The 14830-nt window shown below is 32.5% G+C and carries 13 protein-coding genes, 1 riboswitch and 1 other annotated feature; of the genes, 2 read left to right on the top strand and 11 right to left on the bottom strand.

Annotated elements, in window-relative coordinates; all coding sequences use genetic code 11:
* Window positions 1-40 precede the first annotated feature (40 nt).
* From J2Z35_RS02680 to J2Z35_RS02635, 10 genes are all read right to left on the bottom strand, one after another.
* Window positions 41-442: a DUF2177 family protein gene (locus tag J2Z35_RS02680; protein ID WP_209659095.1), complete on the bottom strand. Its 402-nt coding sequence runs from the start codon at window positions 440-442 to the stop codon at window positions 41-43.
* A gap of 107 nt (window positions 443-549) precedes the next feature.
* Window positions 550-1290 carry an energy-coupling factor ABC transporter ATP-binding protein gene (locus J2Z35_RS02675; RefSeq protein ID WP_209659093.1) on the bottom strand — a complete coding sequence of 247 codons (741 nt, stop codon included), beginning with the start codon at window positions 1288-1290 and terminating at the stop codon, window positions 550-552.
* A 3-nt stretch (window positions 1291-1293) separates the two neighbouring features.
* Window positions 1294-1986 (bottom strand): energy-coupling factor transporter transmembrane component T family protein, encoded by a 693-nt coding sequence (locus J2Z35_RS02670; RefSeq protein ID WP_209659091.1) that lies wholly within the window; start codon window positions 1984-1986, stop codon window positions 1294-1296.
* Window positions 1976-2629 carry a CbiM family transporter gene (locus J2Z35_RS02665; RefSeq protein WP_330623357.1) on the bottom strand — a complete coding sequence of 218 codons (654 nt, stop codon included), beginning with the start codon at window positions 2627-2629 and terminating at the stop codon, window positions 1976-1978. Before J2Z35_RS02665 ends, J2Z35_RS02670 begins: the two co-directional genes overlap by 11 nt.
* A 103-nt stretch (window positions 2630-2732) precedes the next feature.
* Window positions 2733-2916, bottom strand: a riboswitch (cobalamin riboswitch).
* Window positions 2917-2992: 76 nt separating this feature from the next.
* Window positions 2993-3928, bottom strand: coding sequence for a carbamate kinase (gene arcC / locus J2Z35_RS02660; protein WP_209659087.1), 936 nt, complete (start codon window positions 3926-3928; stop codon window positions 2993-2995).
* Window positions 3925-4788 (bottom strand): DUF2877 domain-containing protein, encoded by an 864-nt coding sequence (locus tag J2Z35_RS02655; RefSeq protein WP_209659085.1) that lies wholly within the window; start codon window positions 4786-4788, stop codon window positions 3925-3927. Before J2Z35_RS02655 ends, arcC begins: the two co-directional genes overlap by 4 nt.
* The gene (locus tag J2Z35_RS02650) at window positions 4778-6049 is read right to left on the bottom strand and encodes a YlbE family protein (RefSeq protein ID WP_209659083.1); all 1272 of its coding nucleotides are present in this window, start codon (window positions 6047-6049) and stop codon (window positions 4778-4780) included. Before J2Z35_RS02650 ends, J2Z35_RS02655 begins: the two co-directional genes overlap by 11 nt.
* Before the next feature lie 13 nt (window positions 6050-6062).
* Window positions 6063-7772: an acyl-CoA synthetase FdrA gene (fdrA, locus tag J2Z35_RS02645; protein WP_209659082.1), complete on the bottom strand. Its 1710-nt coding sequence runs from the start codon at window positions 7770-7772 to the stop codon at window positions 6063-6065.
* Window positions 7773-7801: 29 nt separating this feature from the next.
* Window positions 7802-8875 carry a PTS transporter subunit IIC gene (locus tag J2Z35_RS02640; protein WP_209659080.1) on the bottom strand — a complete coding sequence of 358 codons (1074 nt, stop codon included), beginning with the start codon at window positions 8873-8875 and terminating at the stop codon, window positions 7802-7804.
* A 19-nt stretch (window positions 8876-8894) separates the two neighbouring features.
* Window positions 8895-10505: a PucR family transcriptional regulator gene (locus tag J2Z35_RS02635; RefSeq protein WP_209659078.1), complete on the bottom strand. Its 1611-nt coding sequence runs from the start codon at window positions 10503-10505 to the stop codon at window positions 8895-8897.
* A gap of 385 nt (window positions 10506-10890) precedes the next feature.
* Between J2Z35_RS02635 and J2Z35_RS02630 the strand changes: the two genes are divergently transcribed.
* Together J2Z35_RS02630 and J2Z35_RS02625 are read left to right on the top strand one after the other, a co-directional pair.
* A complete protein-coding gene (locus tag J2Z35_RS02630) occupies window positions 10891-12486 on the top strand; it encodes an L-lactate permease (protein WP_330623342.1) in 1596 nt (531 codons plus the stop codon).
* A 34-nt stretch (window positions 12487-12520) separates the two neighbouring features.
* Window positions 12521-12754: a binding site (T-box leader), on the top strand.
* A 126-nt stretch (window positions 12755-12880) separates the two neighbouring features.
* Entirely contained in the window at window positions 12881-13408 is a 528-nt protein-coding gene (locus J2Z35_RS02625; protein ID WP_209659074.1) for a tryptophan transporter, read from the top strand.
* 114 nt (window positions 13409-13522) lie between these two features.
* Here the strand turns inward: J2Z35_RS02625 and J2Z35_RS02620 are convergent, their stop codons facing one another.
* Complete coding sequence (locus J2Z35_RS02620; protein WP_209659072.1) at window positions 13523-14524, bottom strand: D-cysteine desulfhydrase family protein; 1002 nt, start codon at window positions 14522-14524, stop codon at window positions 13523-13525.
* Between the last annotated feature and the right edge of the window lie 306 nt (window positions 14525-14830).

The raw sequence follows: 14830 nt of genomic DNA, 5'->3' as shown, positions 1-14830 counted from the left end.
TCCTAAAGTCATATTGTAAGCTCCTATATTATTGCTAAAATCATAAGAAAAATTTTTTTATAATCAAAAAACTTATAGAAGATGTAGAGGCCGCTAAAAAGGTTCCCCATGTGATATCAATGAATACTATTGTTAAAGGCCAATCTCTAACAGTTGCTAAATTCGTAAGATCATAGGTAGAATATGTTATAAATCCAAAACAAGCTCCAGCAAGAATAGCATATATAAAACTATCTTTTGTTATAGCTGGATTAATCACAAAAAACAAAATTCCGGCTATAAAAATCATATAAAAAATAATTGCAGCTACCCAGTTCACATTTTCTGCCATCAAATACCCTAGATATTTTTTATAAAGATTTCTAGCAATAAATCCAAGCCAAATGAGATCTATAACAAGAAATACCGCAAAAGTAGTTATATAAGTCTTTAGTATATACATATCATCCTCCTTATTTCTTTGTATTATTCCCTTTAGAAGGTCATTACAAACCTATTGAGTATGAAATTGTTTTTATTTCCAAATAAAAAAACTAGGCGTTTTGAATCCTAGTCTCTATTTTGTAAATATTGAATTTTGTAAGGCTGTCTTAATTTTGCACTTTGAAGCAAATTATTGTCATAAAAAATATCCGAATCTCCTTTTTTTATGATTTTACCATTATTCATAATTATAAAACTGTCTCCCCATTCCCATACAAGATTTAAGTCATGGGTAGCAATTACTATGGTCTTCCCTTTTTTATGAAGTGTATCTAGTAACTCCATAAAACTTTCTATTGTAAAGGCATCAAGTCCAGAAAAAGGTTCATCTAAGATCATGATATCAGGCTCCATTGCTAAAACCCCTGCAATAGCAACTCTTTTTTTCTGACCTAGACTCAAGTGATAAGGAGCTCTATCTTTAAATTCTAAAAGACTTAAAATTTCAAGGGTTTCATTTACTTTTGTTGAAACTTCCCCTTCTGTTAGGCCTTGATTTCTTGGTCCAAAAGCGACATCGTCGTATACACTGCTTGAAAATATTTGATCATCAGGATTATCAAATACAATGCCTACTAATTTTCTGGAATCTTTACTTTTTTTAATATTCTGTCCATGAAGTAAAACTTCTCCTCTTTGAGCTTTATTTAAACCGTTAAAATGCTGCAAAAGAGTAGATTTTCCACTACCATTAGCACCTAAAATTATTGTTTTTTTTCCGATCTCAATTTTCATATTTATATCGTCTAGAGCAAGTATTTTATTTTTGTATTCATAATATAAATTCTTAACTTCTATCGCATTCATATATCACCACTTATCTGCAAACCAAAGTATAAGGCATACTCCTACTATAAAGAAACCTTTTACCAAGTCCAATATTTTTATTTCAGAAGTCTTAAAAATAGGCATTTCTCCATTAAATCCTCGAGACCATAACGCTTTATATAGTTTTTCTGATTGGTCAAATCCTTTAACTATAAAAGCCCCTGAAAGCTCTCCATAGGTTTTAAAGGTCTTATATGTAAATCCTGACTGGAACTGTCTTGAATAGACTGCTTTTCTAAAATTATTTAGTTTTTCTTTAAAAAGAACTAAATACCTTGTGGTTAAAAAAATTATAGTAATAAGCTTAGCAGGTACCTTTAATTTTCTAAGAGAAGACCAAAATATTGCTTCTTCTTGGCCCGAAACTATAATCATAATAGCTAAGATTCCAGTACATGCTTTTATGACTATTCCTAATCCAAACATCAATCCTTCAATTTCAAATCCTTGACCTCCTCTTAAAGAAAGGGGAAGCAATAAAAAAATGAAAAAAGGCATCATATGGAAAATTCTTCTCATATATGTCCTATAATCCACTTCATGAATTAAAGCAAATATGAAAATTAAGAAAAATCCAAATCCAAGATAAAAGATATCTCTCATACCTGATAATATTATCATTCCAATAAATAAAGATATTAGCTTTATTCTAGGTTCCCAAATCTTATAATTCATATCCACTTGAGCTCTCCATAAGCATTTCCGGCTTTACCTTCATAATATATCCAACCGCAAATGAAGTCATGAAACCTTCAATAATCATAAGAGGTATATGACTTACTATTAATAGGTTGGCAACAGAAAAGAATCCTTGAGAATATCTTTCATCAGTAAAAAATAACAAGCCTATCAAAAGAACAAGACATAAAAATATACTCAATACTCCTAATAATCCTCCTGCAAAATACGGACTCACCTTGTCTTTTGCCCATTTTTGATAAATGAAGTGGGTAGATATAGCAGGTATCCCAACAAGTAGAGTATTTGCACCCAAAGTGGTTAGCCCTCCATGACCAAAAAGAAAAGCTTGAAGTAGTAGTCCTATAAAAATAGCTATTGGGCTTCTTTTTCCCAGGATTATTCCAAGAAGTCCAGCAATAAGTGGATGTGTAGAGCTAGGACCTATTGGTATGCTGAGCATAGAAAGAGTAAAAAATGTTGCAGTCATTATACTGACTCTAGGTATTTCATAATCTTTGATTCCCTTTAAAGAATATCCTATCAAGCCGGCTGCTCCTGCCGAGGTGGATAGGATAGCTACAGTACTTAAAACCCCATCTGATAAATGCATACTTCTCCCCCTGTAATTATTATGGATAATATTATATTGTCTATATAAAACTTATGTATAAAAATAAAAAACTCCTTGCAGAAGCAAGGAGTAATAAATTAAAGCAAAATAAAAGCCTCATTCATTCACCGTGAATTCGTGCAAAATAATCGTATCCTGGCTCAGGTTCATAGCTATATACACCTTCCCAGTTACCCAGTGGTCTTTGTATAAAGCTCCCCATTACAGTGGCGGGACCGCGTTGGAATTTCACCAAACTTCCATAAATATTTATTTATCAATGTTATAATATCACTATATTTCAAAAGTTTCAAGGTAAGATTATTAAAAAAAGTAAGACCCTTGCTTGAGAATCTTACTTTTAGAAATAAAATTATTCTTTTTTCTTACTTAAATATTTGATATAAGAGTTCCCGTTTCTCCCAATAAAGCTTTTTTTGCATTTTCAAGGGAAGTTATAATTGCTTTTCTGCCTTCTTTTGATTCTACAAAATCAATAGCTGCCATTACTTTAGGAAGCATGCTTCCTGGGGCAAAATGACCTTCATCTGCATATTTTCTCGCTTCTTCAGTGGTTAGTTTATCCAGATTTTTTTGGGTAGGTTTTCCAAAATTTATAGCTATTTTTTCTACTGCAGTAAGAATAAAAAGTGTGTCGCAATCTGTTAGTTCTCCCAATTTACAGCTAGCCAAATCTTTGTCAATTACAGCAGGAACACCTGTAAGTAAATTTCCTCTTTGTATTGTAGGTATTCCTCCTCCTCCCACTGCGATTACTAAATGTCCACTTTTGATGATGTCTTTAATAACATCTTTTTCAACTATATCAACGGGTTTTGGGGATGGAACTACTCTCCTATAACCCCTACCAGAATCCTCAATCATTTTATACCCTTTTTCTAGCTCTAATCTTTTTGATTCTTCTTCAGTATAAAAACCCCCTATAGGCTTTGATGGATTTTCAAAGGCTTCATCTTTTTCATCCACTACTACCTGAGTTACTACAGAAACTACTGATTTGTTGATTCCTCTATTTTTAAGCTCGAAGGAAAGTGCATTTTGAAGATGATATCCTATATATCCCTGACTCATAGCTGAACATTCAGGAAATGGCATCTCTGAAATCTTTTTGTCAACCCCTGATGATGTCTCAAAAGATGCATTTATCATGCCTACCTGTGGCCCATTTCCATGAGCTAAAACAACCGCATGACCCTCCTCTATTAAATCTGCTATAGGTACAGCCGTTTCTTTAACAAGTTCTAGCTGTTCCTGCGGAGTATTTCCTAATGCATTTCCTCCAAGGGCTATCATAACCTTGCTCATATACTAACACTCCTGTCCATTATTTTATATGCAAATATTATTCCTAACAATAAATCAACTCCCGAGGTTTCACCATAATAAAGCAAGTTATCTATATCTATTTTTACTTCTTTTTCATTTTCGATATTACTTAAAATATTTAATATATTTCTGCTAAATAATCCTTGGGATGCTGATTCTAAAAAGCTGAGACTTATATCATTAGTGTATTCATTTCCAAATTTGTTTATAAAATTACTTAGTTTTTCCATAGGTTCCATAAATACTTTATAACAAGAAAATACACTCATAATTCCAACAATGAAATCATCTCCAGAAGGGGTAAGTCCTCGTCCTCTCCCTAAAAAATACTTAATAATAGATTCATCACTGTTTTTTTTGAAAAAAGAAACTAGCTCTTCTATTTTTTTCTCAATTTCCAAGGAATCATCTGTAGGGTTAATCAGGAAATCATTACTTAAGTCAAATCCGTTTTGTTTTTTAGAATCAATGAGGATATCAAGTAGATATCTCCAGATTTCTCCTGATTGATTTAAGTTATTTTCATGCTTATCTAAGGATGAATAATATATTTCTTTAGTATTTTTAAGAGCAATTTTTAAATCTTCAAAGCATATATTATCTTCATGGATGCAAGGAACTATCCCTGCACCCACTTTATCTAAAATTTTATGAAAATCCATTTGCCTTAAGACAATGCCATAGGGTGGTAGTATATTTTCATTGTAGCTTAAATTAACTATTTTAGTATTTATTTTAAGGTTTATACTAGTTTCAAATCTGCTATGGATAGAAATCTTAGAATCATCATTAATTTCCTTTAGTATATTAAAGCTAATATAAATAGGATTAAGCTTCATTTTTTTCCCCAGTATATTTTTCAACCAGTGCTTCTAATGCTTTAGTAAAGCATCCTAATGGAGCTCTTACAGTTCCTGCTCCAACCTGTCCTACTCCTGCCTTTTTGTGAGCTATTCCTGTATTTATAATAGGAGTAATTCCTGTTTCTACTACTTTTCTTATATCTATTCCAAGACAAGCTCCCTTAAAATCCCATGTTGGTATGGAAAAATTCGGATTATGGTCTATACATATTTCTTTCATCTCATTGCTTATACTTTGGGCAGCATCAAAGCCTCCAGCTCCTACAAATCTTGTAACTCCTGGAGCTGCAATCATAGCCATTCCACCGACTCCTATAGCTTCTGTTATTGCACTATCTCCTATATCAGGGTTTGCATCTTCCTGAGAATATCCTGTAAAAAATAACCCTTGAGGCATATTTACTGGAGCGGTAAACCACTGGTCTCCCATTCCAGAAACTCTTATTCCAAATTCATATCCATTTCTAGTCATTGCTGTAACTATTGTCCCTTCTTGTATCTTTCTTGCCGAATCCATTACAGCTTTTCCAAATGCCATCATTATATTTAAGAAAAATTGATCGGTATCAGCTAAAAACTTAGTAACTGCTCCAAGATTTTCTTCACTTATATCTGTCTTTAAAAGATATGGCATTATATCTTTCATAAATAGAGCTGAAGCAGCTATGTTTCTTTGGTGAAACTCATCTCCCATAGTAATAGCCTTTGCCACTACCACATTTAAGTTCATTCCCCCATCTGTTAGTTTTAAAGCTTTTGAAAGGGATGGTCCAAGAACATCTTTCATCCAGTGAAGTCTTGTAACCACTTCATCATTATAGGCTCCAAATCTTAAAACCTTTCCTATACCTTCGTTCATTGTGCAGTAAGCTCTGTTTCCTTCGTCCTTGTTCTCTACAACAAGAACTGCCATATTCCCTGATGTTATTCCTCCCATAGGTCCTACAGCGTCCACGTGATGGCATGGTATAAACTCTATCTCCCCATTTGAAAGCATTTTATCCGCTTCCTCTTCATTAGAGGCCCATCCTTCAAATATGGCAGCTCCATAACAAGAACCTTTCATAGGTTCTGTCATATTTTCCCATTTGATTGGAGGTCCAGCATGTAGAAGAACTTTTCCATTTAGTTCTTTGATGACACTTTTTGCAGGTACTACATCTACAAGGTATGGTTGAGACGACACAATCTTATCTATTACTGCCTTATTTGCTTCATCAATATTTTTATAATTCATATTATCCACTCTCCTAAAAAGAATTTAATTTCGCTAGTAAATTTTGAAGTTTTTTATCTCCGCCTGCAACAGGTGCCCAATTATACTGTATTACTTCACCTTCATGTTTTTTTATTGCACCGCTAAAGCTCTCTAAGCCTATGTTTATTACCTTCAAATCTTCAGTCAACATAGTACTTTTTTTATCTTTTACATCTTGTTTTTCATTTTTCAATTTTTCAATCAATCTAGTTACAAATGATGTAGCCTGAGCATTTGTTTCTAATACTATAACTCCAGCTTCTTCAAGCTTTTCCACTTGTGAGGAGTAGACCTGAATATCTTCTTCAGTTCCACACACAGAAGCTACAAACAGTATTTCTTGTCTTTTTTCTTTCTTTTTATTTATTACTTTTTCAATTGAGTCTATCAGTGAGCCTGCCATATCGTCATTGGAACCATAACCTATTACATTATCAAGTAGTACTACTGCAACATCTTCTTTAGTAATTAAGCTTTCTATTGCATTTATTCTTGTAGTTGGATCTATCATAGGATGGGGTCTTCCCTTTGTATACATATCATCCCCAAAATCGATTATTTGATGTCCATCATAATTAAGCATAAAACCATCTGATTTGTTGTTTTCAATCTTACCTAAATATTCTTTAATTAATATAGCTGCTTCTCCTGCAAGTGTTCCTCCACAGAAATAACCTTGTATTTTCCTTTGTTTTTCATTATTTTTTATTGTTTCAACTTTTTCAGAAACTGATTTTAATGCGGATGAAACCTGTGATTCAAACTCAGAAATAAGAACTGCTTGTCTAGCCGCATCTTCAAGAGTCCATACATACTTTATATTAGCCTCTTCTTTTTCTGGTTTTTCTCCTAGGAAAATAGCAACAATTTTTTTGTTCATAGACTTGAATTTTTCTATTACTTTATTTTTCACTGACTCAGCAGGAGGTTTTGAAATAAAGACAACTACATCTGTATCTTCATCTCTTTCAAGGATATCAAGAGCATCTAAGGCTGATACGCCTCCTATCTCTTTTGATAAATCTCTTCCGCCTATTCCAATGGCATGAGATACACCTTTTCCAAGTCTGGCAATTATTGAAGATACTTCTTGAATTCCTGTACCGGATGCTCCAACTATTCCAATGTTTCCTTTACCTACAACATTTGCAAATGCAAGAGGCACTCCGGAAATTATCCCTGTTCCGCAGTCAGGCCCCATAACTAAAAGTCCTTTAGAATGAGCCTTTTCCTTTAATTTTTTTTCATCTTCTATAGATACGTTATCGCTAAATACAAAGGCATTTATATTTTTATCTAAAATTCTATCTACTTCGCTGTATACATACTCTCCCGGGATTGAAACAAGGGCTATATTAGCTCCTGGAAGAGAGTTTATTGCTCCATCTAAGGATCTGCTTACAGGAATATTAGTACTGCTTGATTTTGCTGATAAATCCTTTATAAAGGATTCGAGTTCTTCAGAAACCATACCTACAAGAGTTTTATCCTCAGTATCTACTGATATACAAATGTCGTTTGGACCAGCTTCTGAAAACTCCTCAGCATACATATTAGTATTTTTAAAAATATCTTTGTTTGCAGGTGTTCCCATCATTATAGATACCTTGTTGATTCCTTTAAGCTTTGAAAGCTTGCTACTTAAAAGCATCAGATTCACTGAATCCTGATACATATTCTTTTTTAAAAGTCCATAAATCATCTCATCACTCCTATAATATTTGTATCAATCTATATATCTAGTTTTAAGTCTCCATCTTTAATCCAGCCTAGCTTTCTGAATATCTCTGAGATTATAAAAGTCAGTACTCCTGGAGCTATAAAGCAAAATATAATTATTTTAATCCAAATCTCAGCTGCAGGATATCCAGCATCGCTCATTGCTGTAAGGACTCCTAGTGGAGCTACAAGCCCTGATGTCCCTGTTCCTGCTGCTGCAGAAATACTTTCCATCTTGAATAAAGTGGTCACAAGAGGCCCAAGTATCATGGCGGTGAGTGTTGGTGGTACCATTAATATAGGTTTTTTTACAATATTTCCTATTTGTATCATGGGTGAGCCTAGAGACTGTGTTATAACACCACTCCAGCCATTTTCTCTAAGACTTTGTATTCCAAAGCCTACAGTATGAGCGCATCCACCAACAACAGCTGCTCCTGAAGCTGGCCCAGCTATTGCTATCATTATTGCTATTGCAGTACTGCTTATAGGAAGAGTAAGTGTAATTCCCATAATTGCAGCAACAATTATTCCCATAGGTATTGGCTGTAATTCTGTTGCTCTGTTTATAATAACTCCAAGTCCAATCATAAATTCATTTATTCCAGGACCTACTATAGTTCCCACAATTGATCCAAAAATAGCTGTAACTGCTGGAGTAACCACTATATCAATAGGCGTTTCTTTTGAAACAGCCTTTCCGAATTCAGCTCCCACAATTGCAGCCAAGAAAGCTCCTACAGGTCCACCTAATTCGTATCCTATAAAACCATTTATCACAGATGCAAATAAAACCAGTGGAGGAGCTTTAAGTCCTAGCGCTACAGCAACAGCTATTCCAGGCCCAGAAACAGCCATCGCATTTGGTCCAATAACATTTACAAAAAAGTCTATTCCTAGTCTTTGTCCTACAGTTCTAAAAATAACACCAGTGATTAATGTGGCAAATAGTCCAAGAGCCATAAAAGAAAGTGCATCTATAAGATATCTTTGGAAGCTTATTTCTATATTTTTTTTCTTTAAAAAAGCTTTAAAACCATTATGTTGAGATGCTGCATCATGCTCATCTCTACGTTTATTTTCCATAGTTTAGCCCTCTTTTCTATTATTTTTTCCTGAGAAAATTTATAATTTTAATTGCAAATTGTATTTCAAGTATTTGGTCAGTATCCTCAAAGTCTATCTCCCCAATTTCCTTAATCTGTTCTAATCTATAAGATACAGTCTTTGGGTGAATAAAAAGCTCTTTTGCGGTAAGCTTAATATTTTTGTTGTTTTTAAGGTATACTTCTAAGGTTTTTAGATACTCTCTATTTCTGAGTTTATCAGTATCTATAACTTTCATTATGCTTTTAGGAATATAGTCATTAATGTCAGATTTTAAAGATATATCTCTGATTATCTTAAATATCCCAAGGTCATCGTAAAATAAGGTAAAGTTAGAGCCATAAATATCTTCGCCTATCCTTATAGCTCCAATTGCCTCATCATAACTTTTTTTAAGATTTTCATATCCCTTTATTTCTCCACCTATTCCTAGGCTGATAGAGATCGATCGATTATTCTTTTTTAAAATCTTTTCCATGGATTTTATATCATTGATGAAATCTTGGGTAAGTTCTTTATATGAGGAAAGCCTTTGATTCTTAACCATAATAATTACATGGTCATTTTTTATTGAATATGCTCCTTCATATTTTTTAACAATATTTCCCAAATGATTTTTCAGTTCATATCTTATGGTTTCCATATCTTTACCAAGAGTAAGTACAGATACAAAATATTTTTCAAACAAGTCTATTCCAGCTAAGTTTGCTCTTTCTACTAGAGATGAACTCATGCTTTGCTGACCGAAGATAAGGTCATTTATGATATCATTCATAAATTTTTCTTCTACTTCTTTTACAGCTATATTTCTGACCATAGCTAAAGCTATTGTTGTACATGCATTTTCAATTGCAATAAGATTCATAGCATCCACTTCATGAAATAACTCTGATACGCCTAAATAGTTTTTTACACTTTCTGTTACGGGTATTTCAAATATAAGTTCTGAAAAATCATTATCTTTAACAGATATTTTTCGATAAAAGCATTGATTGTTATTTTCAAAGTTTTTATTTAATAGTATTTTTTTGTCATGTACTATAATTGGTTCATCTCTAGAAGTGTTCATAACCAGGTTCAAGTTATAATCATACAAAGATACAGGATTTCCTATAATCTCAGATAAAGCTAAAATTACATCTTTAATCGGATAGTTTTTAATTGCCATATCTCTAAATCTTTCATGAAGACTCTTAAAATACGTTAGCTTATTTACTTGATTTTGCATCACTTCTGCCATAGCAGGATACATAAGGTCTGTATAGAATATGTGTTTAGGCACTTCAATTATAGGGATAGAATTTTTTTCTCCCCACTTGATAAGACTTTCTGGAATTTCATCAAAAGCCTTTCCTGTTTTTATAATTAAAGCACTGATTCCTCTATCAATTAGTTCATCAAAAAAATCCACCATTTGATTATCCGTATAATTTTTTATTGGGATAAGACTAGTAAGTAGTGCCTCTCCACCTTTTAACCATTTTTTTATGGTTGGATCCTCCATTATGGTTATTCCTTTGACTTCATTTGAAAGCCCGCTTTGTCCGGACATTATACGAGCTTCCTCATATGAACCAAGTGATAAAAGCTTTTCTACAGTTAATTTCATATTCTTCAACCTCACTTTAATAGGTAAACGATTTCTAATCGTCTCCGTGTTTTAATAGTATCAATTCCCACATAAAAGGTCATTATCTCCACGAGATAATAAAACAATTCTATCATCATCCCCCTTAGACAAGACTCTTCTACTATAAATATTTTAAATTTAACTTAGATAATTGAAATTTCAACAAAGTATCTTATACACATAAATATATTTCATTATTGTTTTAATTATAAGATTCTACACATTTTATCTCAATAAGATAATAATTTTATATTTATTTATCTCATACTGAAGTTGTTTGTACTTCATATCTTATTTAGAATTAAAAATATATCAACAGCTAAATTTGAAATAAATTTAAATAAAACGAAGGGCGGTTTTTATAGTGGAATTACCTGTAAATATTTTTTATTGGATTTTAGCAATTTTTCCAATACTGCTTTTATTAATATTAATGATAGGCTTTCATTTTGGTGCCTCAAGAGCAGCTCCAATTACTCTTTTAGTTACATTTTTAAGTAGTATGCTTTTTTTTAAAGCTAATTTGGGATTGATATATGTTGAGCTTTCTAAAGCTCTTTGGAATTCTCTGAGTATAATTTTAATAATTTTTAGCGCTATACTCTTATATGAAGTAAGTAATGAATCTAAATCTTTTTCTGTGCTTAACAAGGCATTTAAGGCTTTAGCTCCAAATGAGCTTCTTAGAATACTACTTATAGGCGTAGTTTTTGCAAGTTTTTTACAGGGTGTTACTGGATTTGGAGTACCTGTACTTGTTACTGCACCGCTTTTGATTGGAATAGGAGTAGCTCCAGTATGGGCTGTAGTAATCCCACTTATTGGTCATAGTTGGGCCGGAACCTTTGGAACTTTAGCTATTGCCTGGAATTCAATGATAATGCAGGTTGAAATACAAAATCCAGAATCTATAGCTCTTATTGCACTTTATACAAGCTTTCTTCTTTTTCTATTAAATATGACTGCAAGCTTTGCAATATCATTTTTTTATGGTGGATTTAAAGGACTTAAAAAAGGATTTTTAGGGATAATTTTAATATCCCTTTGCCAAGGTGGAGGTCAGGTTCTTCTATCTCAAGTCAACCCAGATTTAGCTGTTTTTATCCCAAGTTCAATATCTATGCTTCTAATTGCTCTACTTTCAAAAACTAGGTTTTATAGTTCAGAATGGCAGATTGATGAGAGTAAAATTATGATTAGAGATAAGTCTTCCTCTTCAGTACAAAATGATTCCCTTTCTGTAAACGATGCCTTTATGCCTTACTATATGATGACTGGAATCACTCTTTTTGTTCTTCTTATATCCCCTATCAATGATTTTTTAGGTGGATTTAGTTATGGCCCTAGCTACGCTCAGACATCTACTGGTTTTGGGATTGTAAATAAAGAAGTTCTAAAATACTCCCCAATCAAACCCTTTACTCATGCAAGTATGTTTCTTTTTTCTTCTGCATTTTTAGGATATATTTATTATTTTAGGAAAGGAATTATTGAAAAAAAATCCTACACTAAAATTATTTCTAGGACAATTAAGAAAACAATACCTTCTAGTATGGCTGTAATCTCACTTATATCAATGTCTCGAATAATGTCTGGAAATGGTCAGACAGAGGTTTTGGCTCAAGGTGTTTCTTTGGTACTTGGAGAAAACTATGTTCTTTTATCTCCTTTTATAGGATTATTAGGCTCTTTCATGACTGGAAGCAATATGTCATCTAATATTTTGTTTGGAAATTTCCAAATGGCAACTGCTCAAATTACAGGTCTTGATTATCATTCAATACTTGGAGCTCAAACAGCTGGCGGCTCTATAGGGACATCTATAGCCCCTGGAAATATTGTTCTTGGAACTACCACAGCATCTATCTTAGGCTCCGAGGGAAAAGTACTTAGAAAAATAATGCCTTTTGCACTTACCCTTGCCTTTATATTTGGTATTATCCTTTATTTTTTAAATTAATATTGATTTTTTTAAAAACATCTGTATAATTATTTACAAATCAATGATTAGGATGAGTAATCTAATGTTAGCTTTTCAGAGAGCCTTAGTTTGGTGGGATAAGGTATGTCTGACATAGATGAATGGACCTATGAGATGCGAGGTGAAATCTAGTACCCTTAGCCGTGTCCTCACGTTATAGAGGTAGAGCATGATAGTGCTTGATAGAGATTAGACATTTTTTGTCTAAAGAAGGATGGTACCGCGAACCTAACCGTTTGCTCCTTATTTATAGGAGTGGACGGTTTTTTTGTTTTTAAAATTAAAAGGAGGTGGATTTATGTTGTGAACAGACTGGCAGCATAGATGGGATTATTATAAACAAAATTTTATATTTGAAAAGGAGATTATAATTATGAATACAAAAGATATGATAACAACTTCTTTACTTCTTGCTATGGGGCTTGTCCTTCACACTATTGTTCCTGGAGTACTTGGAATGAAATTCGACCTACTTCTTACTTTTATGTTTTTGGCGATTTTGATTAATCCGAGTTTTAAAAACATGTTTCTAAGCGGAGTTACTGCGGGAGTATTATCTGCTCTTACTACTACTTTTCCTGCTGGACAGCTTCCAAATATAATAGACAAAATTTTCACTGCTTTTTTTGTATTTTTATTAATAAAATTTATGAAGGAAAAAATAAATCCTATTATTAGAATATCAATCATAAGCTTTTTAGGAACTATTTTTAGTGGAGTTATATTTTTGACATCAGCTCTTTTCCTTGTAGGGCTTCCAGCTCCAATAGAAATCCTTATTATTAGCGTAGTTCTTCCTACTTCCTTTATGAATACATTTATTTCCTCAATAATTTTTAAATCCCTCTATCGAATTGGGCCTATTAGAAAGATTATTTCATCTGGAAATGCATCTTCCTAAAATAAGAAATTGTAATTATTTAATCATAGTATTATCATAGTTAAATAGAACGTTCCTTAAAATAAATAACCCTCAATTAAAGTAAGCTTACTTTAATTGAGGGTCTACGCTAAATTAACTATCAGATTTGTGATACGAAAAAGATCCGAATATTCCACCGGTGTGTATGAATAAGATATTTTCAGAGTCTTGGAATCCTCCGTTTTTTATTTCACTAACAAGTCCTCTAAATGCTTTACCTGTATATACCGGATCGAAAATAATTCCCTCTTTTAATGCTATTTCTTCTATAAAGTCCCTTTCTTCTTTTGTACTAATTGCATAACCTCCCCCTTGATATCCTCCAACTATATCAAGACTAGACTCTGATTTCTTTAGTATATCTTTAAAATCAATGTCAAAATAGATAGATGTTTCTTTTAATATATTCTGAACTTTTTCTTTAAAATAATCAGAGCCTTCACTTATAGATATTCCTATGATATTTTTTAATTCATTATGAATTTCGTTTCCTAGCCAAAGTCCTGCAAATGTGCCACCTGATCCTATAGTGCATACTATAGAATCAAAGCTTATATTGAGATTTTTTTCTTGATTAAGTATCTCTTCATATCCATTAAAATATCCTAATGTTCCAACTCCATTAGATGCCCCTACTGGAATTAAGTAGGGATTTTTTCCTTCAGATAAATATGAATTTTTTATATTTTCCATAACTTCATTATAATTTTTAAACTCTTCCTCAGAAAGATAAGTAATCTTTGCTCCAAAAATATAATCCAAAAGATTATTTCCTTCTTTTTCTTCTGGCTCTTTACCATCCTTCGTTCTAAGAACTAAATGCACATCCAACCCAAGAACTCTGCAAGCCGAAACAGTTGCTCTAGCATGATTAGATTGTACTGCTCCACACGTAATTATGGTATCAGCACCTTTTGAAATAGCTTCACCCAAAGAATACTCTAGCTTTCTTGTTTTGTTTCCAGATAGTTCAATCCCGCTGTAATCATCCCTTTTAACATATATGCTTTTGCCTAGCTCTTTTGATAATCTTTCTAGCTTAATAATTGGCGTTGGGTAGTTGCCAAGAGAAACTGGCATGATATTAGGTTTCATAATAATCCCCCTCGTGTAATATGTTTATATTCACTTTTTATTAATCAATGCTATTTATTAATTTATCATATCATAAAATATAATCCATTTTTTATTGTAAACCTATTGTTTTTAACAGTTTACACTTCTCTTTTAGTATGATATTCTTTTTATTAATAAGGCAAAATATCTATACAGTTTAATTGGAGGTTTTTATGAATATTATAAACTTACTAAAACTTCGCACATGAAAATCTATATATGAACCTTGAAAATTCAATAATAATTGACAATAAAAAAGCATGAAACCATCTGGTTTTGGTATAA

Source organism: Acetoanaerobium pronyense (assembly GCF_017874355.1).
GTDB classification, from domain to species: domain Bacteria; phylum Bacillota; class Clostridia; order Peptostreptococcales; family Filifactoraceae; genus Acetoanaerobium; species Acetoanaerobium pronyense.
The sequence above is the reverse complement of the archived record's forward strand: the minus strand, read 5'-3'. Positions and strand labels throughout refer to the sequence as shown.